Genomic DNA, 22319 nt, shown 5'->3' on the forward strand with positions numbered 1-22319 from the left:
CCGGACGGCGATCGGGATGTCTGACGGGGCAGGGGAGAGCGGAAACCGCTGGTGGGAAAGAGGGTGGCTTCTCGGTGCCGGGGTGCCCTCGGTCAAGGTTCGGGTTCCGGTGAAGCCTCCCGGACCGCTACCAGGTTGAGGATGTGGTCCAGCACGCCGTTCACGAAAGCCCGTGAATCTGCGCTGCCGTATCGTTTGGCCAGTTCGATGGCTTCATTGACGGATACCCTGGGCGGAATATCGTCGCAAAAGAGGATTTCGTACAGGGCGATTCTGAGGATGTTCCGGTCGACGGGAGACATGCGATCCACACGCCAGTTTTCGGAAGCCGAGGCGAGCGTCCGGTCGATGTGATCCCGGTGGGTTCTCACGCCGGTCACCAGAATTTCCGCGAACGGACTCGCGGACCGGGGAGCTTCGAAGTGCTCCACAACGCGACGGACGGCTTCTTCCGGCGGCATTTCGTTGATCTCCAGCTGATAAAGAACCTGGAGGGCGATTTCCCTGGATTGTCGGCGTGAACCCATGGACGTTGGCACCTTTTCAGGCTTTACGGCTCCGAACAGGCATCGCCGGCCGCCGTCCGTCAGCCCATCCGCGTCGCCCCTTGAAACACGAAGGCGTCGGTGCACAGATTCGTACTTTCACGTCAGATGTCGATCTGTCTCAACAGGTCGGCCATTTCCACGGCGGCCATGGCGGCTTCGAAGCCTTTGTTCCCGGCTTTGGAGCCCGCGCGTTCGATGGCCTGTTCCAGGGTGTCCGTAGTGAGGACGCCGAAGGTGACGGGGATGGCCGATTCCAGGCTGACCGCAGCAATCCCCTTGGACACTTCATTCGCTACGTAGTTGAAGTGAGGCGTGGACCCGCGGATCACGGCTCCCAGGCAGATCACCGCGTGGTAACGGTTCGTCCCGGCGGCTTTTTTTGCGGCCAGCGGGATCTCGAAGGCTCCCGGAACCCTGAAAACCTCGATGTCTTGCTCGTCGGCGCCGCTTCGCCTCAAGGCGTCCAAGGCCCCGCCCAGCAGCCTGTCACAAATGAAGTCGTTGAACCGGCTGACCACAATACCGAACCGGAGTCCCTGAGCCAGGAGTCTCCCTTCAAACACTTTCATGTTCTGCGACCTCGTCTTTCAGGCAGTTGAGCATATGTCCCATCTTGGCGCACTTGGTCTTCAGGTAGTGGATGTTGCATTCGTTGGGCGGAATTTCGATGGGGACTCTCTCGGTGACGGTGATGCCGTAGCCTTCGAGTCCGACGATCTTCTTGGGGTTGTTGGTCATTAGGCGCATCTTGCGGATCCCCAAGTCCACGAGGATTTGAGCTCCAATGCCGTAATCGCGAAGGTCGTCCTTGAATCCCAGCGCAAGATTGGCTTCGACGGTGTCGTAGCCCTGTTCCTGGAGCGCGTAGGCCTTGATCTTGTTGACGAGCCCGATGCCGCGTCCTTCATGGTTGCGCATGTAAAGGAGAACACCTTTGCCCTCCCGGTCGATCTGGCGGAGGGCGGCGCGCAGCTGGTCGCCGCAGTCGCAGCGCCGCGACCCGAAGACGTCTCCCGTAAGGCATTCCGAGTGCACCCGGACCAGCACTTCGTCTTCCGGCCGGATTTCGCCGCGGACCAATGCCAGGTGGGCGTAATCGTCGATGATGCTGGTGTAGGCGATGGCTTGGAATTCGCCGCCGAACAGGCTGGGCAGGTTCGCCGACGCGGCCCGCTGAACGAAGCTTTCGGTCCTCATCCGGTATTCGATGAGGTCCGCGATGGTGACGATCTTCAGGTCGTGCTGTTCGGCGAAGGCTTCCAGGTCCGGTATGCGGGCCATGGTGCCGTCGTCTTTCATGATTTCACAGATGACCCCCGCCGGTTTCAGGCCGGCCAGGCGGGCCAGGTCCACCGAGCCTTCGGTCTGGCCGGTCCGCACCAATACGCCGCCCTTCTTCGATCGCAGAGGAAAGATGTGGCCGGGGCTGACCAGGTCTTCCGGCTTGGCGTCGTCCTGGACCGCCGTGAGGATCGTGTGGGCTCGGTCGGCCGCGCTGATGCCGGTGGTGACTCCGGTTCTGGCTTCGATGGAAACGGTGAAGGCGGTTTCGAAGCGTGACCGGTTGTGCTGAACCATCATCGGCAGGCGGAGCCGCTCGACCCATTCCGGGGTGAGCGACAGGCAGACGAGACCACGGCCGTATCGGGCCATGAAGTTGATGGCTTCCGGAGTGACCTTCTCGGCGGCCATGCAGAGGTCGCCCTCGTTTTCACGGTCTTCGTCGTCCACGAGGATGACCATTTTTCCTTGCCGGATGTCATCCAATGCTTCGGGAATGGAGGCCACAGGCATGGTGTTACTCCCTTCCAAAAAGAGAATCGGGGGGCTTCCGGCCCCCACAGACAAACCGCTGAACCTATAGCACGAAGAACCTTGCGGCTCAAGGCGGCTCTACGATCCGACGCTGGAATCCGTCCTTAACCTCTCCACGCCTCCGGTTCAATCCAGAAAACCGTGTTTTCTGAGAAAAGCCGCGCTTACCCTTTGTTCCGGCCGGTTCTCTTTCAGTCCCACCAAGCGGCTGCTCAGCATCTTTTCCACGTATTTTCCGATGAGATCCGTTTCGATGTTGACCTCGTCGCCCACCGCCAGATCGCCGATGGTGGTGAGCCCCGCCGTATGCGGAATGATGTTGATGTGAAAGCGCGCCCCTTCGCATCCGTTGACGGTGAGGCTTACGCCGTTGACGGCTATGGAGCCCTTTTCGATGATGTGGGATGTGAGGCTTTCCGGCACCTGGAAGACCATCCGCCAGGACCGGCCGTCCGTAAAACGTTCCACCAGTTGTCCAAGGCCGTCCACGTGCCCGGTGACCAAGTGGCCTCCCAGACGGTCGCCCACCTTGAGAGCCCGTTCCAGGTTGCAGCGGCTTCCAGGGCCCTTTCGGCCCAGAGTCGTTCGTGTCAGGGTTTCCGAGGACACGTCCACCGCAAAGACGTCTCCGGTAAAGTGAACCACGGTGAGGCAGGCGCCGTCCACAGAGATGCTTTCGCCGAGCGTCAGGTTCTCCATCTCGAAGTCGGGCCGAAGGATCATGCGGGCGTCGATCTCCTGCCGATCCACTCGCATCACGCGTCCGGTTCCTTCCACGAGGCCTGTAAACATGTTTTTCTGGTCCTCTGTAGGAGCGGGCTTGCCCGCGTGATCCGTGGTAGTAGGAGCGGGCTTGCCCGCGATCCTAATAAAGTTCTTCACGAAACCGACCGTGCACCATCACGTCTTGGCCGAATCGGTGGGTCTTTACGTTGTGGAGGCGGACGGCGTCGAGCATCCTTTCGCGGGGTGTGCCGGAAACGGCCGGCACACCGCCGGGATCGCCCAGGATCTTCGGAGCGAAAAACCAGAAGGCTTCGTCCGCGACTTCTGCATCGAGAAAGCTCCCCGTGACCCGCGCTCCGCCTTCCACCAGAACACTGGTGACGGCCCGTCGCCCCATCCCCTCCAGGAGCTGGTGCAGGTCAAGGCCGCGATCGGAACGGTTCAATCGAATCACTTCCGCCCCCAGGTCGCGAAGGCGCGCTTCCTTTTCCGGGGAGGCGGTTTCCGCGCATGCGATCCAGAGGGGCACCTGGCGTGCGGTTCCAGCCAGCCGACTGGAAAGCGGAAGACGAAGCTTGGAATCCAGAACGATCCGTATCGGCTGGCGGCAGGGCCGGCGGCCGAGCCGCGCCGTAAGCAGGGGATCGTCTGCGAGTGCCGTTCCCACACCCACCAAGACGGCGTCCAGCCGGTGCCGGAGAACATGAACGAACCGGCGCGAGCGTTCGTTGGTGACCCACCGGGCGTCGCCGGTTCGCGACGCGATGCGCCCATCCAGGGTCGATGCCGTTTTCAATGTGACATAAGGAAGGCCCTGCGTCACGTGTTTGATGAAGGGCTGATTCAGAAGTCGGCATTCCCGTTCCATCACCCCCAGGTCGACCCGCAAGCCGTGGGCCTCGAGAAACGCGGCGCCGCCGCCCTGGACCCTGGGGTTGGGGTCCTTCATGCCGGCGACCACGCGCTGAATACCGGCTTCCAGGACGGCCCAGGTGCATGGCGGCGTCCTTCCCGTGTGGTTGCAGGGTTCGAGCGTAACGTAGAGCGTCGCACCTCGGGCGGCTTCACCGGCGCGGCGGATGGCGTTCACTTCGGCGTGGGGGCCGCCGGCCTTTTCATGCCAGCCTTCGCCCACGACGGTTTCCCCGCGAACCACCACGGCCCCGACCATCGGGTTGGGGCTGGTCCATCCTTCGCCGCGCCGGGCGAGCTTCAAAGCCCGGCGCATGTAACTGATGTCAAGGTCGAGGGTGGGCAATTGGGGCCTCTCGAAGGGTTTTTCCGCGCGTCATCCGGTGATGGGGACGTGAAGCGGAAAGGCGCTGCAGAAATCCGCCACTTCCTGCTGCAGCCGATTCAGGATGTTCGGGTCGTTCCTTGCGGTCAAGGCTTCATGAATGAACGCCGCCACCTGGACCATGTGTTCGGGGGTCATGCCCCGGGTGGTGACCGCCGCGGTGCCGATCCGGATGCCGCTGGATACATTGGGTTTACGAGGATCGTACGGGATGGAATTCTTGTTCACCGTGATACCCGCCCGGTCCAGGGTTTCCTCGGCCTCCTTCCCGGTGATGTCCGTCGCCGTCAGATCCACCAGCATGAGGTGATTGTCCGTGCCTCCGGAAACCAGCCGATATCCCCGCTGCATCAATTCCTGAGCGAGTCTTTCGCTGTTTTGCAGGATGCGGCGCTGGTAGTCCTTGAAAGTCGGTTGGAGCGCTTCCTGAAAGGCCACCGCCTTTGCGGCGATGACGTGCATCAACGGTCCTCCCTGAATGCCCGGAAAGATTTGACTGTCCAGTTGCCGGGCGTAGCGTTCGTGAGCCAGAATCAGCCCGCCGCGGGGGCCGCGGAGCGTCTTGTGAGTGGTGGAGGTCACAGCGTCTGCATGAGGGAACGGATTCGGGTGCAGCCCGGCGCTCACCAAGCCGGCGATGTGTGCCATGTCCACCATGAGGTGCGCGCCCACTTCGTCGCAGATCGCCCGGAAGCGCTGGAAATCGATGAGGCGCGGGTAAGCGCTGGCTCCGGCTACGATGAGCCGGGGGCGATGCTCCCGGGCCTTGGCCGCCAGATCGTCGTAATCGATGGTCTCCGTATCCCGCCTCACCCCGTAAGAAACCACCCTGAAAAACCGCCCGGAAAAGCTCACGGGGCTTCCGTGGGTCAGGTGCCCGCCCTGGCGCAGGTCCATGCCCATGATAGTGTCGCCCGGCTGGAGCAACGCGAAATAGACGGCCATGTTGGCTTGAGACCCGGAATGGGGCTGAACGTTCACGTAGTCGGCCCCGAAGAGCTTTCGGGCTCGTTCCCGGGCCAGGCATTCCGCCATGTCCACGAACTCACAGCCGCCGTAATAACGGTTCCCCGGGTATCCCTCGGCGTACTTGTTGGTCAAAACGGAGCACTGGGCTTCGCGGACGGCGTCGCTCACGAAGTTTTCAGACGCGATGAGCTCCAGTTTGCGCCGCTGGCGGTCTTCTTCGTTTTTGATAACCCTTGCGATCTCAGGGTCGATCTGTGCCAACGTGGCCATATTGCGGTGACCTTTCATCTGCCGGAACAGCCCCTCCGAGGCGTAAGTCAGGTTCCGTGAATCAATGAAGAAGGGTGGCACCAGACGGTCTCAACCGTTCCTGTTCTGAGTCAGCGTGTCGATCATCGCGATGCGGCGTGCGTGGCGGTCCCCCTCGAAAGGTTCCGTCAGCCAGACGTCGATGATCGCCATGGCGAGATCTTCGCCGATGAATCGCCCGCCCAGGCAGAGGACATTGCTGTCGTTGTGCCGGCGGCTCATTTTGGCCGCATAGGGCTCGTTGGTGAGCGCAGCGCGGACGCCGGGGACACGGTTGGCGGTGATGCACATGCCGATGCCGCTGCCGCAGATGAGGATACCTCGGTCCGACGTTGCCTTGGCCACGCCTTCGGCCACCTGGAAGGCGTAAATGGGGTAATCCACGGAGGATTTCCCGTGGGTTCCCACGTCGACCACTTCGTGGCCGAGCCGGTGCAGGTGCTGCGCCACCTTTTCCTTCAGTTCAAAGCCCGCGTGATCGGCGCCGATCATGATCTTCATACGCGATTCCCTTCGTGAGCCGCCGGTCAAGAACCGGTCCATTTGCGGAAAGCCACGGCGCCGTTGGTGCCCCCGAAGCCGAACGAGTTGGACAGGGCCACACGGATGTCCGCCCTGCGGGCCGTGTTCGGCACGTAATCCAGGTCGCAGTCCGGGTCCGGCGTTTCATAATTGATGGTGGGCGGAATGACGCCGTGGCGCATCGCCAGCACCGTGTAAGCCGCTTCCACGCCGCCGGCGGCGCCGAGCATGTGCCCGGTCATGGACTTGGTGGAACTGACCGCAAGCTTGTAGGCATGGTCTCCGAATACGGTCTTGATCGCCTGGGTTTCGAATTTGTCGTTGAGGTCCGTGGACGTTCCGTGTGCATTGATGTAGTCCACTTCCCGGGGGCTGAGTCCTGCATCTTCCAGGGCCATTTTCATGCACCGAGCGGCGCCTTCGCCTTCGGGGGCGGGAGCCGCCATGTGGTAGGCGTCCCCGGAGCAGCCGAAGCCCACCACTTCCGCATAGATTTGAGCGTTGCGCTGCAGCGCCATCTGCAGTTCCTCCAGGATAAGGACGGCGGCGCCTTCACCGAGCACAAAGCCGTCCCGGTCCTTGTCGAAGGGTCGGGAGGCCTTTGAAGGCTCGTCGTTTCGGGTCGAAATCGCCCTCATGGCATTGAACCCGGCGACACAGAGGGGAGTTATGGTGGATTCCACGCCCCCCGTCACCATGATGTCGCAGACTCCGTCGCGGATCAGGTGAAAGGCATGGCCGAGCGCATGGGTTCCCGCCGCGCAGGCGGTCTGGATGGAAAGGTTCGGCCCCTTGGCCTTGTGATTGATGGAAATCAGCCCAGGAGCCATGTTTCCGATCAGCATGGGGATGAAGAAGGGACTGACCTTCTTGGGGCCCGATGCCAGGAGCGTCCGGTGGGTATCCTCGATGGTGGTCAGACCCCCCAGGCCGCAGCCCAATACCACGCCGGCACGGTCCTTCAGCTCTTCCGGGATTTCGAAGGCCGCATCGTCGAAGGCCAGCTTGGCGGCGGCTACGGCGTAGGTGAGAAAGATATCCATCTTTCGGATATCCTTCCGGGGGATGAAATCCTCGGGATTGAAGCCCTTGACTTCGGCGGCGATCCGGGTGCTGAAGCCCGAGGGGTCGAAGCGCGTAATAGGCCCGATTCCGGACGTTCCGTTCACCGCGTTCTTCCAATTTTCCTCGACCCCCACTCCCAGGGGAGTGACCAGTCCCAAGCCCGTCACCACCACTCGGCGTTTTTTTGTTCCGCCCATCAAACCTCTCCGCAAAACGTCAGGTTGGTCCGTATCCACCGGATCAGCCCATGTGCATCCCGCCGTTGACGTGAAGCACCTGGCCGGTGATGTAGCCCGCGCCTTCCGAGGCCAGAAACCGCACGGCCAGTCCCACTTCCTCGGGTTTCCCCACCCGCCCCGCCGGAATCTGTCCCAGCAGGGCCTCTCGAGCCTTTTCCGGAAGATTCGCCGTCATTTCCGTTTCGATGTAACCGGGAGCCACCGCGTTCACGGTGATGTTGCGTGATACGAGTTCGCGGGCGAGGGACCGGGTGAGTCCGATGAGGCCGGCCTTGGCGGCCGAGTAGTTGGCCTGGCCGGGGTTGCCCGTGACCCCGACCACCGACGTTATGTTCACGATCCGCCCGAAGCGCTGCCGCATCATGGGTCTCACCGCCGCCTGGCAACACAGGAACGCGCCCCTCAAGTTGGTGTTCATCACATCGTCCCATTCGGTGAGCTTCATCCTCGGGAAAACGTTGTCCCGGGTGATCCCCGCGTTGTTGACGAGGACGTCGAGTCGGCCCAGCTGGTCCGTTACTTCCTTGAAGGCCTCTTTTACCGCTTCAGGGTCCGCGATGTCGAAGGGTTTCAGATGCGCTTCGCCGCCGCGGGCGGCCACGGCCTCGGCGGTTTCCTCGGCCGCCTGACGGCCGGAATGAAAATTGATGACCACGTGCCAGCCCGGTTCCGCGAAGACCTCGGCGATGCCCCGCCCGATGCCGCGACTCGCCCCCGTCACCAGGACCACTCTTTCCAGATCCATCTTCATCCTTCCGTCCATGAGCCGGCCGGGCGATCTGTCGCCGGCGGCCCTCATTCGCCGCGTTCTTCCTTCACTTTCCGGATGAAAGCCGGAACGAACTGAAAGAGATCCCCCACCACGCCATACGTGGCGACGTCGAAAATCGGTGCTTCGGGATCCTTGTTGACGGCGACGATGATCCTGGAACCCTGCATCCCGACGATGTGTTGGATTGCCCCGGAAACCCCGATGGCCATGTAGAGGCTCGGGGCGACGGTCTGTCCTGTCTGTCCCACTTGGTGCGACGGGCCGATCCAGCCTTCCTCAACCACGCTCCGGGACGCTCCCACGGCCCCTTTGAGAAGCCGGGCCAGCTCTTCCACCATCCGGAAATGTTCCCGCTTCTGGAGGCCACGGCCTCCCGTGACGATCACTTCCGCTTCGGAGAGTTTGGCCGTTTCATCGGTTTCGGCAATGACCTGGAGCACTTCCACGCGGTGTTCGAAGCACCGTTCCGGAAGCGTCACCGCTTCCACGCGCCCGTTTCGACGATCCACCGCCGGCTTCATCACCCGAGGGCGTACGGTGGCCATCTGAGGGCGGCGGTTGGGGCAAACGATGGTAGCCATGACGTTTCCGCCGAAGGCCGGGCGGGTTTGAAGCAGAAGCCCGTTTTCACCGATATCCAGGTCGGTGCAGTCTGCGGTGAGGCCGGTTTGCAGGAGGGCGGCCACCCTGGGGATGAAGGACCGGCCCATGGTGGTCGCGCCGGCCAGAAGGATTTCCGGCTTGTGCCGGCGGGCCAGTTCCACCAGTGAGGCGGCGTAGGTTTCGTCCGTGAAGCGCGCCAGTTCCGGATGGTCCACCACGTAGACCACGTCGGGCCCGTAATCCAGCAGTTCTGCGGCGGCCGCTTCGATCCGGTGGCCCAGCAGCACCGCCGCCAGTTCCACGCCTCGCTTGTCCGCGAGCTTTCGGCCTGCGCCCAGGAGTTCCCGGCTTACCGGATGAACGACGCCGCTACGCCATTCGGCGAAAACCCAGACCCCGCGGTAAGACTCGAGATCCTCCACAGGGCGCGCTCCAGCCTCGGGAAGCGACAGGGCTCCAAATTCGCAGGCATCCACGCACAGGCCGCACAGCGTACAGGCGTCGGATACTTCAGCGATGGTTTCCGTAACGGTGATGGCCTCCACCGGGCAGACGCCTTCGCATACGCCGCAGGCGGTGCATTTCCTGGGATCGACGAGCGCCTTCATAGACCTGGAACCTTGACTTCCTTGAGGTAGCGGTAAAGCTGTTCGACCTGTTCTTCAACCGCGCCTTGAATGAGGATGCGATCGGAGCGGCGCGGCGGGCTGAAGACACGGACCACCTGGGTGTACGATCCGGAAAGACCCACAGCGTCGGGATCCAGGCCCAGGTCCCCATGCCCCCATACGGGGATGTCCGCCTTCTTGGCGCGCATCTTGTGCTTGAGAGACGGCACGCGGGGGTTCCCCACGTCCCGAAGTACGGTTACCAGCGCCGGGAGCGGCAGCTTCCAAATCTCGGTTCCCTCGTCGGTACGCCTGACCGCCTTCAGGTGGCCGCCTTCGAGCAGCTCGAAGTCCTTGACGAGGGTCGCATAGGGGATGTCGAGGATTGTGGCGAGTTCGGGCCCCACCTGAGCGGTGTCGCCGTCCACCGCCTGCTTGCCGCAGAAGATCAGGTCCACGTCGCCGATCTTCCGGACGGCGGCGGCGAGGGTTCCGGCGGTGGCCCAGGTGTCGGCACCGGCAAAGGCCCGGTCGCTCAAAAGGAGGGCGTCGTCCACGCCGCGCGACAGCATGTCCCGGAGGGCCTCCTCGGCCTGGGGCGGCCCCATGGTCACGGCGGTGACCCGGGCGCCGCAGGCGTCCTTGAGGCGAAGCGCCGCTTCGACGGCAAAGAGGTCAAAAGGGTTGATGATGGCATCGACCCCCTGGCGTACCAGGGTGTGCGTGTCGGGATCGATCCGTACGTTCTTTGCGTCAGGAACCTGCTTGATACAAACGACGACGTGCATCGGCATTGCGAAAACCCTGTCAGATGAACGATTCCTTGAGGCGGCCGTATTCCTTGTTCAGTTCCTGCCCGATGATGTTTCGCTGAATTTCGTTGGTGCCTTCGTAGATCTGGAGGATCTTGGCGTCCCGCAACATCTTTTCCACGGGGTAATCGCGCATGTATCCGTAGCCGCCGAAGATCTGGACGGCTTCCGTGGCCACTTCCATGGCGGTGTCGCTGGCAAAGACCTTGCCTATGGCGGCCACCTTGCTTGCATCCGCCGGATCGGTATCCAGGTGGCGCGCCGCGGCATAGATGAGGGCCCGCGCCGCCTCCGTCTTGATGGCCATGTCCGCCAGCTTGTGCTGGATCGCCTGGAAGCTGATGATGGGTTTTCCGAACTGAACCCGCTTTCTCGCGTATTCGACGGAAACGTCCAAAGCGCCCTGAGCCAGTCCGACCCCCAGGGCCCCGATGCCGGGCCGCGATTTGTCGAAGGTCTTCATGGCGATGATGAACCCCATCCCTTCACGGCCGATCAGGCGGTCTCCGGGGATGCGGCAGTCCTGGAAGACGAGTTCGCGCGTGGCCGACGCTCGAATGCCGAGCTTCTTTTCCTTCTTGCCGAAGGAAAAACCCGGATCACCCTTTTCCACAACGAAGAAACTGGCGCCCCGGGGCCCCTTGCTCCGATCCGTGATGGCGAGCACCGAATAGATTTCCGCTTCGCCGCCGTTGGTGATCCACTGCTTGGTGCCGTTCAAAACGTAGGTGTCCCCGTCGCGCACCGCTGTGGTCTTCACGGCGGTGACGTCGCTTCCGGCTCCCGATTCCGTTACGGCGAAAGCAGCGAGGCGCCGGCCGCTCGCAATATCCGTGAGGTAACGTTTCTTCTGCCGATCGTTTCCGTAGAGCAGGATCGGGTAGGCGCCCAGGCCGCTCGCCGCAAAGGTTGTGGCCACCCCCACGCACGCGCGTGCCAGCTGCTCCACGGCCAGGCAGTTTTCCAGGATGCCGCCGCCCAAGCCCCCGTATTCTTCGGGGATGTAGAGACCGAAAAGGTCCGACTGGGCGAGAACATTCATCAACTCCGTGGGAAACGCCTCGGCTTCATCCAGCTCCGCACGCTGAGGCCGGATCTTCTCTCGGGCGATCTGAGCGGCGAGATCCTGGATCATCTGCTGTTCTTCTGTCAGGAAGTAATTCAAAAGGTCCTCCCCTTTGTGAGCGTCAGGATTTCTGGCCGAATCGCCATGTTTGCTTCAGTCGTTCCAAAGCGTAGACGGCATGCTGGTGCTTGAGTTCACTGAGGATGCGGGACTGCTCGCAGTCTTCGGCCATGCGCCGGAAAAGATCCGAAGATGCCGAAAGAAAAGCCTCCCCGACGGCGTTGGCGATCGACGGCGCCTCCGACCTCCCATGGGCGATCACGACGGGTTTGAGCACGCCGAGCAGCGGCGCGCCTCCCAATTCCCGGGCCGCCATCCGCTCGGCCCATTCCTTCCAGGGGTTGGAGGACGGCGAACCCCCGGAAGCCGGTTCCAGGCAAGGTTCGATCGCCGCCGAGCGCCTCAGGAACTCCGCTACCCCTTCGAGGAATTTGAGGAGGTTGTTCCCAGAAAAACCGTCACAGACCACTGCGTCCGTCGTACCTTCCAGAACCTGGTGGGCTTCCACGTTCCCGATGAAATGGAGAGTCGTCCGCTCCAGGAGCCCATAGGCTCCTCGAACAACCTTGGGGCCTTTGGACGCTTCTTCGCCGATGTTCAGCAGGGCGATCCGCGGCCGGGTCAGGCCGTCTTTCAATCTCAGGTACGCGTCGGCCAAGACGGCCGATTGGGCCAGGTGGATGCCCTTGGCTTCAACGTGAGCCCCTGCGTCCAGCAGCAGAGCGTTTCCCCGGAGAGTGGGAATGACAACAGCCAGGACCGGGCGCCGAAGACCTGGAACGAGCCCCAGGTGGTGCTTGGCGTGAGCCACCACGGCGGCGCTGTTTCCCGCGCTCACCACCGCGTCCGCCTCGCCGGCGGCCAGCAATCCCATGGCCACGGCGAGAGACGAAGCCTTTTTCTTTCTGAGCGCCGCCGGCCCCGCTTCGTCCATGCCCACGACTTCCGGTGCGTGGACTATGGAAACACCACCGGAAACGGCCGCCTCGGGTCGTGATTTCAGAAGGTCTGCGAACAAGGGTCGAAGTGTTGATTCATCGCCCGCCAGGACGATCTCGGCAGGGCATCGGGTCCGGGCCAGCAACGCGCCCTCTACCAGCGATCGGGGGGCACGGTCGCCTCCCATGGCGTCCAGAACGATTCTCATCCCCCCAACCCCTTGCGCACATCCCCAATGCTAGGTTTCCTCCACCTCCAGCACGGTACGACCGTGGTAGTGGCCGCACGCAGGGCAGACGCGGTGAGGCAGTCTCAACTCGCGGCACTGCGGGCACGTGGCGAAGGAAGGTGCGGCCAGTCTCTTGTGACTGCGGCGCTTGTCACGCCGGGACTTGGATGTTTTGTGTTTCGGGACAGCCATGATACCACTCCTTAGACGTTGTGAAGACGAAAACCTTACACAGGATTTGTCGCGGTTGAAGGCGATCGTTCAGATCTGCGGCCGTGCGCCCGTCGAGACCCCTTCACGTCTACTTGGACCATTGGGACCGGAGCCGTTCCAGAGCCTGAAACGGGGATTCCTTATCGGACTTGGAACACCGACATGTCTCGCGGTTGAGATTGGCTCCGCACCCCGGGCAAAGTCCCCGGCATTCCTCCGAACAAAGGGCTCGGAACGGCAGAGCGAGAAACACCTCTTCCGCCACCAACCGATCGATGTCGATCTCCTCGCCGTCGAAAAATTCCACCTCCAGATCTTCCGGTTCCAGCTCCACCTCTTCTTCGTCCGGGAGGTCTTTTTCTACGAGCAACAGCGTGTCCACATCCTGAAGCAGCTGCCACGGGTAAGGATCCAGGCACCGGTGGCATTGGAGTTGGAACCGCGCGCTGAAGCTCCCCCGGATGCGGACATGATCCGCACCCTTGTGAATCTCCAAATCTACGCTGACAGGCTGCAGCGTCTCCATTTCAAAAGGATCGTTGGGGGGCATGAAATCTTTCAGCCGGTTTCTATCCCAATGATAATGGAGGACGCGTCCTGACTCCGGTATGTCGTCGACACGAATCCGCATTCCGCTTCCTTCCAAGGGTTCCGTCCCCCGAGGGATCGCGCGGGAGACCGCGTTTCCATCGGAAAGCACCCTTCCGCAGCGAGTAAATGGTTGAGTATAGGGATAGGCTCGGCACTGTCAAGGAGTTTTGCTCCACGCCGGCGATCCTTCCCGCCGAGTGCATTCGCCGGCTCCTCCCATTCAAGACCTCCGGGGCATTCGGGTTACCGTTGCTTCGATCCGGCCATCCCCTTCCATAGGACCCGCTTGCCGGCGATCCAGGTCGCTTACCGGCGGTCCAGGAGCTTGTCCGAGAATGCCGATCTTTCCACCTTGTTCCCAAGCTCCAGCTTGGGAACACAACTGTGCAGAAGCTCCAGCTTCGATTCCCACGAGGCCGTTCCTAAGCCAGAGCCTGGGAACGAGGGGAATTGCGTTGCCCCGAAGGGTTGATTCTGTGTCTTCGGACAGCCTCCTAGGTCGCGGGCGAGGCGGCTCTCACAAGGAGGCGAAAACACGGTTTCTCTACATTAACGTAAAAGCAAGTCCAGGCGAAGGGTTGTCTTTCGGCCGCAAAGACTTCGGACCCTGGAGCCATGTTCGGTTCGGGACGGAGCGGCGTCGGCCCTTCCGGCTGCCTTGTACTCGCAGGGGCTTTGTGTTATTCGGAATCGTACTGAGCGGGGACTTCGCGTCGGCGGGTCCAAGGCGCGTCGCGCCGCTTGAGCGGGGCGGCGACCACCGGTTGCCGGCTGAATCGCGAGGGGCCTTTGCAGCCGTTCCCCGGGGTCGGCACAAGAGGTCAACCATTCCATTTCCGAGCGGAGTCTGTACGTTATGGAATCGAGCGAACGTGACCGCGTGGTCACGCGATTTGCCCCGAGCCCCACGGGCACCCTCCACATAGGGGGAGCCCGAACTGCACTGTTCAACTGGCTGTATGCGCGTAACCGGGGCGGTCGTTTCATCTTGAGGATCGAGGACACCGACCTTGCCCGGTCCACCGAAGAATCCATCCGGGCGATCCTCGATGCCATGGAATGGCTCGGACTGGACTGGGACGAAGGCCCTTACTACCAGACGGAGCGATTGGATGTCTACCGCGAGTTCATCGAACGTCTGCTCGATTCCGGCCATGCCTACTATTGCGACTGCAGCGCCGAAGACCTGGAAAGAAGGCGTCAGGCTGCTTTGGCGGAAGGCAGGAAGCCCAAATACGACGGCAGATGCCGCCACCGGGGGCTCGGTCCAGGGCCCGACCGGGTGGTGCGCTTTCGGGCGCCCGAATCCGGCCAGACGTTTCTGCGCGACCTGATCAAAGGCCCCATCGCCTTCGATAACGCCGAGTTGGACGACTTGGTGCTTCTGCGGAGCGACGGCATGCCCACCTACAACTTCGCCGTGGTGATCGACGACATCACCATGGGCGTGACCCACGTCATCCGCGGCGACGACCACGTGAACAACACGCCGCGGCAGATCCTAATCTACCAGGCCCTGGGGGCGCCTCTTCCCCGGTTCGCCCACGTGCCGATGATCCTCGGCCAGGATCGAACGCGGCTTTCCAAGCGCCACGGAGCGACCTCCGTCATGGCCTATCGGGACATGGGCTACCTGCCCGAAGCGCTGGTCAATTACCTGGTCCGACTGGGGTGGTCCCACGGCGATCAGGAGATCTTCACGCGCGAAGAACTCATCCGGAAGTTTTCCCTGGAAAGCGTCGGCCGATCGGCCAGCGTGTTCGACCCGGAAAAGCTCCTGTGGCTGAACGCTCATTACATCCGGGAAAGGAAAGCCGAGGAATTGGTCGTGCTCCTGGAACCCTTTCTGGCCCAGCGCGGCTACCCGAAAAGGGATCCGGCGTATGTGGCTCGAGCGGTAAGTACCCTTCAGCCGCGGTCCCGCACGCTGGTGGACATGGCCGACGGGCTCAAGTTCTTCATGGTGGACGAGGTGGACTACGACCCCGCGGCGGCCGCGAAATTCCTCAAGCCCGACATGGTGGAGCCCTTCGAACAGCTGATCCGCGAATTGGAACAACTGGACGCTTTCGACGAAAAGACGTTGGAGGCGGCCTTCCACCGGCTCAGCGAAAGACTTCAGATGAAACTGGGAAAGATCGCCCAGCCGGTCCGGGTGGCCCTGACGGGCGTCACGGCGAGCCCCGGGCTTTTTGAGGTCATCGATATCCTGGGTAAGGAGCGGGTCCTGCAACGTTTGCGGCGGGCGCTGGATTTCATGCGAAGGGAAGACGGCGTTGCTCCCGCAATGGAGCACCTGTAGGAGGCCCGCCCTCGGGCCGATGGGTGGAGCATCGAGGTTTCTCCACCTCGTTCCCAAGTTCCAGCTTGGGAACGAGGTGGAATTCTATCTCCCCTCCCCTTGTGGGAGGGGATTAAGGGGAGGGGAATGTAACTGATTGACATACGTTAGTTTTCTCACCCTCACCCCAACCCTCTCCCATCAAGGGAGAGGGGGATTTTCACCTTGTTCCCAAGCTCCGGCTTCGATTCCCACGAGGCCGTTCCCAAGCTGGAGCTTGGGAATGAGGGAAATTCTATCTCCCCTCCCCTTGTGGTAGGGGATTAAGGGGAGAGGGGAGAGTGGGATTTCCTCCTTGTTCCCGAGCTCCGGCTTCGATTCCCATGAGGCCGTTCCCAAGCCAGAGCCTTGGAACGAGGGGGACAGTTAATGTTGGACGGCGTCTTGGAAGACCCTAACACTTCGGCGGTGACTTTATGGCGTGGCTGACGAGCCGAAAACGGGAAACAAAAAACCGTCTTGCATGGTTCAAAGACCTTCCGCTCCGGTACCGCCTGATCGTTCCCTTTCTTGGCCTGGCTTTTTTCGGAACCTTTTCCCTGGTCTGGCTTTTCATCATGAGCCAAAACGACCTGATGGGAAAGCAGGAAGACCGCTGGCTCCTTGGGATTTATCATTCGTTTCAGCACACCGTGGATCTGCGCGGACGCTGGGCGGTCTCGCTGGCCTCCGGTTTCGCTCGAAACCCCGAGGTGGCGGCGGCCCTGGCGGAACGCGATCGCGGCCGGTTGATCCAGCTGTGTTATCCCGCTTTCATCTTCTTAGACCAACATTACGGCATCAAGCAGTTTCATTTCGAAGTTGTACCGGGGCGTTCGTTCCTGCGGCTTCACCGGCTGTACCAGTACGGCGACCTGCTCACGCCCTACCGGAAGCTGATCCAGGATGTTCTGGAAAAGGGTGTTGAGGTTTACGGCCTGGAACGCGGAGCGACGGGGTACGGCATCCGGGGGGCCGTCCCGGTCCACTGGGAAGGCCGGCTGGTGGGCGCGCTGGAAATCGGCTTCGCATTGGGCGAGGAGCTGTTGGGCGAAGTGCGGCGCCGTACCAACGTCGAAATCAGCCTGATGTTGCCCGGAGACGAGGACGGGGTTTTCCAAGTGTTTGCGACCAGCCTTCCCGAGGCCTTCGATCGGAAGGATTCCGTATACAGGGAAGTCTTTGCGACAGGGAAGCCACGGATCTTCGTCCGCGAGCTGTTTTCTGAGCCCTATGCCGTGCTTGTCGGGCCCATCAGAAACTACGCGGGTGAAACCGAGGCCCTGGTCGAGCTCCTAGTGAACCGTTCGGAAATACTGGCTCTCGCCACGCGATATCGCCACTGGATGCTGGGGATCGGGGTCCTGGGCATGATCCTGTCGGTGGGGGCGATCTACGTGGTGAGTCTCATGTTCACCCGCCCCATCGCCCGGATGATCGAGATGGCTCGGGAGATAGCCTCGGGGAAGCCGGTCAGACCGACCGCATTGCGTCCTTCCGGGGAATTGGGCGTTCTGGCCGACGCCCTGGACGAGATGGTTTCCTCCCTTGAAGCCTCCCGCCGGAAAATCAGCGAATACGCGGACAATCTGGAAGACAAGGTGCGGGAACGCACCCAGGCGTTTCGCGAATCGGAGGAAAAGTACCGCACGCTGGTGGAGACGGTTCCCCTGGTGGTGTACCGGCTGGATCGGGAGGGGCGGATCATCTACATCAACCGCTTCGTCGAAGAACTCCTGGGGCTGTCCCCTGAGACCGTTCTCAGGGAGCCCGATTTCTGGAAGATGAAGGTCTGTGAAGAGGACCGGGAACGCGTGTGGCCGCTCATGGAGCGCTGTCTGAGGGAGGGAACCGAGTTCAAAGCGGAATACCGTGTCTGCCACGCCGGCGGGCGATACGTGTACGTCCTGGACCACGCGCTCCCGGTGCTGCATGAAGACGGGTCGCTGCGTGTCGTGGACGGCTTCCTCGTGGATGTGACCGACCGGCATCGCCTGCAGCAACAAATCATTCAAACCGAGGAATTGCGGACGTTGAGTGAAATCTCCGCCCGTTTGGCCCATGAAATCAGGAACCCTCTGGCGGTGGCGGGAGGTTTTGCCAGGCGGCTCCTTCTGAAGCTTCCGGAAGACGATCCCAACCGGCGAAAGGTTTCGATCATCCTGGAGGAAGTGATGCGGCTGGAAGGGATCCTGGAGCGAATTCTCGCTTACCTCAAGCCGGTGGAAGTGTCCCTGGAACGTATGGCCCTGAACGACGCCGTGGCCGATGTGATTCGCGACAACGCCCAGTATCTCTCCCAGGCCGGCGTAAATTATCAGTTGGAGTTGGCCGAAGGGCTCTGTTCCCTGATGCTGGATCGTGCCCTTTTCAAACAGGCTCTGGAAACGCTGCTCCGGTCGGTGGTCGGGTTCGTGCGGCCGGAAGGAGGGCAGCTGCTGGTTCGCACCGGCTGCAGTGACAATAACGCCCAATTGGAATTGATCGCCCGGGGCGTCCAGGTCTCGGAAGACGATCTGGACCATTTCTTCTATCCCTTCACGAGCCGCATGGACGAAACCCGGACGCTGGACCTTCCCCTGGCGAAGATGATCGTCTACAAGCACGGTGGACTCATCCAGGTGTATCGGAAGGGCTCGGAGGAACTGCATTTGAGCCTCAATGTGCCGCTGTCCTGATTTAGACGTGCTTTCCCTGGACCAGTCCGTGTTCCTTCATATAATGAAAGACGGCTTGGAGGTTTTTCTGCTTTTCGATGGCCCAGCGTGGAGCGGCCAGTTCCTCGGGATGAGGGTCTCCGGTGAGCCGCTGGACGATGATATCCGGGCGAAGGCGGGCGAGGAATTCCCCCGCACAGCGTGCATATTCGGCGCGGGTGAGGCAGCGGTGGCGCCCGGAATTCAGCCACTGTTCCAGGACCGTGCCCCGCACAACGTAGAGCAGATGGATTTTCACCGCCTGGATGTCCCGGGAAGACAGGAAGCGGGCGGTGGCCATCATGTCTTCAAAGGATTCGCCGGGGAGTCCGAGAATCACATGGGCGCAGACGGGCAGGGCCCGATCTCGGGTTCGCCGGACGGCGTCGTCAAAGGCCGCCACCGAATGGCCGCGCCGGATGCGCTTAAGCGTCGCGTCGTTGGCGGACTGCAGGCCGTATTCCAGCCAGACGAGGTGGTTGCGGGAGACCGCCGCCAGGTGATCGAGGACGTCGTCCGGGACGCAGTCGGGACGGGTTCCGATGGAAAGACCGACCACGTCGGGGTCGGAAAGGGCCTCGCCGTAGAGGCGCCTCAGGTGCTCCAAGGGAGCGTAGGTGTTGGTGTAGGATTGAAAGTAACCCAGAAACTTTTTGGCCTTGTAACGACGGGCGAGGACGGTCTTCGCCCTCTGAATCTGCTCGGCGATGGTCAGAGTGTCCGCGGCCCCGGTCCCCGAACCCCTCGCATTGCAGTAGATGCAGCCGTGGCGCCCGAGCGTGCCGTCGCGGTTGGGGCAGGTGAGGCCCGCGTCCAGGGAAATCTTCTGAACGCGGCAGCCGAACCGTTCCCGCAGGTAAGAAGGGTAATCGCGATACAGCTTTTCGGAATCCATCGGTTCCTTGTCTCCCGTCTTCGGGATCATAGCGAAAGGTGAAGGAAGTGTGAAGATGACTCCAGTCTACGATGTGATCGTGGTGGGTGCCGGACATGCCGGGTGCGAGGCGGCGCTTGCGGCCGCGCGCATGGGGTGCCGGACCCTCCTTTTTTCGATCTTTCTGGACACGGTGGCCCACATGCCCTGTTCACCGTCGGTGGGCGGCATCGGCAAAGGCCACCTCGTCAAGGAAATCGACGCTCTGGGCGGCATGATGGCTCGCATCACCGATCGGACCGCCATTCAGTTCCGCCGCCTGAACACCAAGAAGGGTCCGGCCGTCCGGGGCACTCGGACTCAAAACGACAAGGTCCGGTACCGGACCCTGATGAAACACGAACTGGAATGCCGGGAGCGGCTGGATCTGAAGCAGTCCCTGGTGGAAGCGCTGGTGGTGGAAGAAGGTCGCGTGGCGGGAGTCATGGACCAAGCGGGCGCCTTTTTCAAGGCGCCCGCGGTGGTGCTCGCCGCGGGCACGTTTCTTCACGGGCTGGTCCATATCGGTCCCGCCAAGATCCCCGCCGGCCGCGCCGGGGAGTTTCCCTCCAACCGCCTTGCGGATCAGTTGCTGGATCTCGGTTTCCAACTGGGACGGATGAAGACCGGTACACCCGCTCGACTGCACCGGGCCAGCATCGACTTCAGCCGATTCGAGGAACAACGCGGCGATCCCGAACCGCGTCCTTTTTCCCTTTTTACGAACGCGGTGGCACTCAACCAGGTTTCCTGCCATCTGGGCCGGACCCATAGCCGCACCCACGAACTGGTGCGGCGCAACATCCATTTCTCCCCTTTATACAATGGAACGATCCAGGGCGTCTCGGCCCGCTATTGCCCGTCGCTGGAAGATAAAGTGATGAAATTTCCTCACAAGGAATTTCACCAGATCATCCTGGAACCGGAAGGGTTGGATACCGAAGAAATCTATGCCAGCGGGACGGGCAATTCGCTTCCCTACGAAGTGCAACTGCAGTTGATTCATTCCGTGCCGGGTCTGGAAGACGCCGAAGTGATGCGCCCGGCCTACGCCATCGAATACGATTTCATTCAACCCACTCAGCTGCTTCCCACCCTGGAAACCAAGCTGGTCTCCGGCCTGTATCTGGCAGGCCAGGTCAATGGGACGTCGGGTTACGAAGAAGCCGCAGCCCAGGGCCTCTGGGCCGGAATCAACGCGGCGCTCAAAGTCCAGAAGAGGCCGCCCTTCCTTCTGGACCGGTCCGAAGCCTACATGGCGGTCATGGTGGATGACCTGGTGACGCGGGGTACCAACGAGCCCTACCGGATCTTTACGTCACGGGCGGAATACCGGCTGCTGCTCCGAGAAGACAACGCGGACCTGCGGCTCCTCGAGAAAGGTTACCGGCTGGGACTCCATTCCCAGGACGCCTATCGGCAGCTGTTGGAACGGCGGCGGGCGTTGGCTGACGAATTGAGCCGACTCCGGACGACCAAGATCCGCCCCGAACCGCGGGTCAACCGGACGCTGGAATCCGCCGGCTCCAGGCCGCTGGAAGAAAGCATCCCCCTGGATCGGCTGCTCAAACGGCCGGAATTGACTTACGAGACCATTGAAACGCTTGCGCCGCCGCCGGAACCGCTCCAGGACCGGGTGAAGGAACTGGTGGAGGTGGAATGCAAGTACGAAGGGTACCTGCGCCGGCAGGAAACGGAGGTCAAGAAGTTCAAGCAGCTGGAAAACTTAAAGATTCCAGAGGACTTTCCCTATGACCGGATCCCGGGGCTTTCCAACGAAATCCGGCAGAAGTTGAGCGGGATCCGGCCCGTTTCCCTGGGGCAGGCTTCGCGGATCGCGGGGATGACCCCGGCGGCCGTATCGGTGCTGATGGTTTACCTGAAGCGTTTCCAAGGGCAGGCGCCACCTGGGGAGGCGTCCGCCGCCTGATATGAATGAATTATCATTCATATTTTTCTTGGCACAGGCGGGTGGATTCGTGTATGTAGGACGAGTCTGCCCGCGAAGCCGGCGGGCGGCCGCTCAAAAGTGAACGGATCCGAAGGGTTGGCCGGGTCCGGGTGGTTTTTCATCCGCGAAAGCGGTGTGTCGAATGATCGGCGGCGGGTGTGGGATGCCGACGATTGGGAGCCGAACGAGGGAAAGGAGGAACTGACGTGAACATTGTGGTCCTGCTCAAACAGACGCCGGATACGGAATCGGTCATTCGCATCGCCGGGGACAAGCGATCCATCGTCACCGATGACCTCAAGTGGATCATCAACCCCTACGATGAGTTTGCGGTGGAAGCTGCGCTCCGACTGAAAGAAAAGTACGGGGGAACGGTCACCATCGTCAGCTTGGGGCCGCAGCGTGTGGTGGAATCGATCCGCACCGCCCTTGCCATGGGCGCCGACAAGGGAGTCCTGATCGATGACGAAGTCTTCGAAGGCAGCGACAGCCTGGGCGTCGCCAAGGCCCTTGCAGCCGTCGTTCGGGAGATCAACCCTGACATCGTGCTGTGCGGCTCCCGGGCGGTGGATTACGACCTGGGCCAGCGCGGTCCCATGGTCGCCGAAATCCTGAATTGGCCGCACCTGGGACTCGCCGTCTCGCTGGAATCCGACGGTGCCAAGGTCACCATCGAACGGCCCATTGAGGGAGGGAAGGTGACACTGGAGGTGGATCTGCCCGCCCTGGTCACCATGGGCGGTTCGCACGCGGTGTGGAATCCCCGGTACGCTTCGCTGCCCGGCATCATGAAGGCCAAAAAGAAGCCGTTGGATGTGAAAAAACTGGCGGATCTCGGCCTGGACGCCTCCGAAGTGAGCGGCGACGCGGCCAGGATCCGGATTACGTCGTTGGAGCCGCCCCCGGAACGGGCCGCCGGGCGCATCATCGACGGCGGACTGGACACCGCCGGAAAGGCGAAGGAACTGGTCCGGGCACTCCACGAGGAAGCCAAGGTCATTTGACCCTCATCCGACCGGTGGGACCTGATACATACAGCGAGGACGACGAGGAGAG

At 61.8% G+C, this 22319-nt stretch carries 20 protein-coding genes; 4 read left to right on the forward strand and 16 right to left on the reverse strand.

Features of this window, described 5'->3' with window-relative positions; genetic code table 11:
• Positions 1–92: 92 nt before the first annotated feature.
• The 15 genes from nusB to FDQ92_RS10890 form a co-directional block, all read right to left on the reverse strand.
• A complete protein-coding gene (gene nusB, locus FDQ92_RS10820) occupies positions 93–527 on the reverse strand; it encodes a transcription antitermination factor NusB (RefSeq protein WP_137424899.1) in 435 nt (144 codons plus the stop codon).
• Between the two features lie 122 nt (positions 528–649).
• Complete coding sequence (gene ribH, locus FDQ92_RS10825; RefSeq protein WP_137424900.1) at positions 650–1117, reverse strand: 6,7-dimethyl-8-ribityllumazine synthase; 468 nt, start codon at positions 1115–1117, stop codon at positions 650–652.
• Positions 1104–2342, reverse strand: coding sequence for a bifunctional 3,4-dihydroxy-2-butanone-4-phosphate synthase/GTP cyclohydrolase II (locus FDQ92_RS10830; RefSeq protein WP_137424901.1), 1239 nt, complete (start codon positions 2340–2342; stop codon positions 1104–1106). Before FDQ92_RS10830 ends, ribH begins: the two co-directional genes overlap by 14 nt.
• 147 nt (positions 2343–2489) lie before the next feature.
• Complete coding sequence (locus FDQ92_RS10835) at positions 2490–3155, reverse strand: riboflavin synthase (protein ID WP_137424902.1); 666 nt, start codon at positions 3153–3155, stop codon at positions 2490–2492.
• A 73-nt stretch (positions 3156–3228) separates the two neighbouring features.
• Entirely contained in the window at positions 3229–4347 is a 1119-nt protein-coding gene (gene ribD, locus FDQ92_RS10840) for a bifunctional diaminohydroxyphosphoribosylaminopyrimidine deaminase/5-amino-6-(5-phosphoribosylamino)uracil reductase RibD (protein ID WP_211341248.1), read from the reverse strand.
• A gap of 30 nt (positions 4348–4377) precedes the next feature.
• A complete protein-coding gene (locus FDQ92_RS10845) occupies positions 4378–5625 on the reverse strand; it encodes a serine hydroxymethyltransferase (RefSeq protein ID WP_137424903.1) in 1248 nt (415 codons plus the stop codon).
• A 90-nt stretch (positions 5626–5715) separates the two neighbouring features.
• On the reverse strand, positions 5716–6165 hold the full coding sequence (rpiB, locus tag FDQ92_RS10850; protein ID WP_137424904.1) for a ribose 5-phosphate isomerase B: 450 nt from the start codon (positions 6163–6165) through the stop codon (positions 5716–5718).
• 26 nt (positions 6166–6191) lie between these two features.
• Positions 6192–7448 (reverse strand): beta-ketoacyl-ACP synthase II, encoded by a 1257-nt coding sequence (gene fabF, locus FDQ92_RS10855; protein ID WP_137424905.1) that lies wholly within the window; start codon positions 7446–7448, stop codon positions 6192–6194.
• A 43-nt stretch (positions 7449–7491) separates the two neighbouring features.
• On the reverse strand, positions 7492–8235 hold the full coding sequence (gene fabG / locus FDQ92_RS10860) for a 3-oxoacyl-[acyl-carrier-protein] reductase (RefSeq protein WP_137424906.1): 744 nt from the start codon (positions 8233–8235) through the stop codon (positions 7492–7494).
• Between the two features lie 50 nt (positions 8236–8285).
• Complete coding sequence (locus tag FDQ92_RS10865) at positions 8286–9473, reverse strand: electron transfer flavoprotein subunit alpha (protein WP_137424907.1); 1188 nt, start codon at positions 9471–9473, stop codon at positions 8286–8288.
• The gene (locus FDQ92_RS10870; protein ID WP_137424908.1) at positions 9470–10261 is read right to left on the reverse strand and encodes an electron transfer flavoprotein subunit beta/FixA family protein; all 792 of its coding nucleotides are present in this window, start codon (positions 10259–10261) and stop codon (positions 9470–9472) included. Before FDQ92_RS10870 ends, FDQ92_RS10865 begins: the two co-directional genes overlap by 4 nt.
• A gap of 19 nt (positions 10262–10280) precedes the next feature.
• On the reverse strand, positions 10281–11450 hold the full coding sequence (locus FDQ92_RS10875) for an acyl-CoA dehydrogenase family protein (RefSeq protein WP_137424909.1): 1170 nt from the start codon (positions 11448–11450) through the stop codon (positions 10281–10283).
• A 22-nt stretch (positions 11451–11472) separates the two neighbouring features.
• Positions 11473–12558 carry a phosphate acyltransferase PlsX gene (gene plsX, locus FDQ92_RS10880; protein WP_137424910.1) on the reverse strand — a complete coding sequence of 362 codons (1086 nt, stop codon included), beginning with the start codon at positions 12556–12558 and terminating at the stop codon, positions 11473–11475.
• A 30-nt stretch (positions 12559–12588) separates the two neighbouring features.
• On the reverse strand, positions 12589–12771 hold the full coding sequence (gene rpmF / locus FDQ92_RS10885) for a 50S ribosomal protein L32 (RefSeq protein ID WP_137424911.1): 183 nt from the start codon (positions 12769–12771) through the stop codon (positions 12589–12591).
• Positions 12772–12880: 109 nt separating this feature from the next.
• Positions 12881–13423 carry a YceD family protein gene (locus FDQ92_RS10890; protein WP_137424912.1) on the reverse strand — a complete coding sequence of 181 codons (543 nt, stop codon included), beginning with the start codon at positions 13421–13423 and terminating at the stop codon, positions 12881–12883.
• Positions 13424–14239: 816 nt separating this feature from the next.
• Between FDQ92_RS10890 and gltX the strand changes: the two genes are divergently transcribed.
• Complete coding sequence (gltX, locus tag FDQ92_RS10895; protein ID WP_137424913.1) at positions 14240–15685, forward strand: glutamate--tRNA ligase; 1446 nt, start codon at positions 14240–14242, stop codon at positions 15683–15685.
• Between the two features lie 455 nt (positions 15686–16140).
• On the forward strand, positions 16141–18381 hold the full coding sequence (locus FDQ92_RS10900; protein ID WP_137424914.1) for a cache domain-containing protein: 2241 nt from the start codon (positions 16141–16143) through the stop codon (positions 18379–18381).
• A gap of 1 nt (position 18382) precedes the next feature.
• Here FDQ92_RS10900 and mnmL read toward each other — a convergent pair whose 3' ends face one another.
• On the reverse strand, positions 18383–19294 hold the full coding sequence (mnmL, locus tag FDQ92_RS10905) for a tRNA modification radical SAM protein MnmL/YtqA (RefSeq protein ID WP_137424915.1): 912 nt from the start codon (positions 19292–19294) through the stop codon (positions 18383–18385).
• Between the two features lie 55 nt (positions 19295–19349).
• Here mnmL and mnmG point away from each other — a divergent pair, with 55 nt between their 5' ends.
• Positions 19350–21242, forward strand: coding sequence for a tRNA uridine-5-carboxymethylaminomethyl(34) synthesis enzyme MnmG (mnmG, locus tag FDQ92_RS10910; protein ID WP_137424916.1), 1893 nt, complete (start codon positions 19350–19352; stop codon positions 21240–21242).
• A gap of 227 nt (positions 21243–21469) precedes the next feature.
• Entirely contained in the window at positions 21470–22267 is a 798-nt protein-coding gene (locus FDQ92_RS10915) for an electron transfer flavoprotein subunit beta/FixA family protein (RefSeq protein WP_137424917.1), read from the forward strand.
• Positions 22268–22319 lie beyond the last annotated feature (52 nt).

Origin of the sequence: Desulfoglaeba alkanexedens ALDC, from assembly GCF_005377625.1 — a bacterium.
Classification (GTDB): domain Bacteria; phylum Desulfobacterota; class Syntrophobacteria; order Syntrophobacterales; family DSM-9756; genus Desulfoglaeba; species Desulfoglaeba alkanexedens.

What these genes read in the sequence shown, in the direction of transcription:
- nusB (WP_137424899.1), bottom strand. Translation starts at nt 527, where the DNA reads ATGGGTTCACGCCGACAATCCAGGGAAATCGCCCTCCAGGTTCTTTAT.
- ribH (WP_137424900.1), bottom strand. Translation starts at nt 1,117, where the DNA reads ATGAAAGTGTTTGAAGGGAGACTCCTGGCTCAGGGACTCCGGTTCGGT.
- FDQ92_RS10830 (WP_137424901.1), bottom strand. Translation starts at nt 2,342, where the DNA reads ATGCCTGTGGCCTCCATTCCCGAAGCATTGGATGACATCCGGCAAGGA.
- FDQ92_RS10835 (WP_137424902.1), bottom strand. Translation starts at nt 3,155, where the DNA reads ATGTTTACAGGCCTCGTGGAAGGAACCGGACGCGTGATGCGAGTGGAT.
- FDQ92_RS10845 (WP_137424903.1), bottom strand. Translation starts at nt 5,625, where the DNA reads ATGGCCACGTTGGCACAGATCGACCCTGAGATCGCAAGGGTTATCAAA.
- rpiB (WP_137424904.1), bottom strand. Translation starts at nt 6,165, where the DNA reads ATGAAGATCATGATCGGCGCCGATCACGCGGGCTTTGAACTGAAGGAA.
- fabF (WP_137424905.1), bottom strand. Translation starts at nt 7,448, where the DNA reads ATGGGCGGAACAAAAAAACGCCGAGTGGTGGTGACGGGCTTGGGACTG.
- fabG (WP_137424906.1), bottom strand. Translation starts at nt 8,235, where the DNA reads ATGGATCTGGAAAGAGTGGTCCTGGTGACGGGGGCGAGTCGCGGCATC.
- FDQ92_RS10865 (WP_137424907.1), bottom strand. Translation starts at nt 9,473, where the DNA reads ATGAAGGCGCTCGTCGATCCCAGGAAATGCACCGCCTGCGGCGTATGC.
- FDQ92_RS10870 (WP_137424908.1), bottom strand. Translation starts at nt 10,261, where the DNA reads ATGCACGTCGTCGTTTGTATCAAGCAGGTTCCTGACGCAAAGAACGTA.
- plsX (WP_137424910.1), bottom strand. Translation starts at nt 12,558, where the DNA reads ATGAGAATCGTTCTGGACGCCATGGGAGGCGACCGTGCCCCCCGATCG.
- rpmF (WP_137424911.1), bottom strand. Translation starts at nt 12,771, where the DNA reads ATGGCTGTCCCGAAACACAAAACATCCAAGTCCCGGCGTGACAAGCGC.
- FDQ92_RS10890 (WP_137424912.1), bottom strand. Translation starts at nt 13,423, where the DNA reads ATGCGGATTCGTGTCGACGACATACCGGAGTCAGGACGCGTCCTCCAT.
- gltX (WP_137424913.1), top strand. Translation starts at nt 14,240, where the DNA reads ATGGAATCGAGCGAACGTGACCGCGTGGTCACGCGATTTGCCCCGAGC.
- FDQ92_RS10900 (WP_137424914.1), top strand. Translation starts at nt 16,141, where the DNA reads ATGGCGTGGCTGACGAGCCGAAAACGGGAAACAAAAAACCGTCTTGCA.
- mnmL (WP_137424915.1), bottom strand. Translation starts at nt 19,294, where the DNA reads ATGGATTCCGAAAAGCTGTATCGCGATTACCCTTCTTACCTGCGGGAA.
- mnmG (WP_137424916.1), top strand. Translation starts at nt 19,350, where the DNA reads ATGACTCCAGTCTACGATGTGATCGTGGTGGGTGCCGGACATGCCGGG.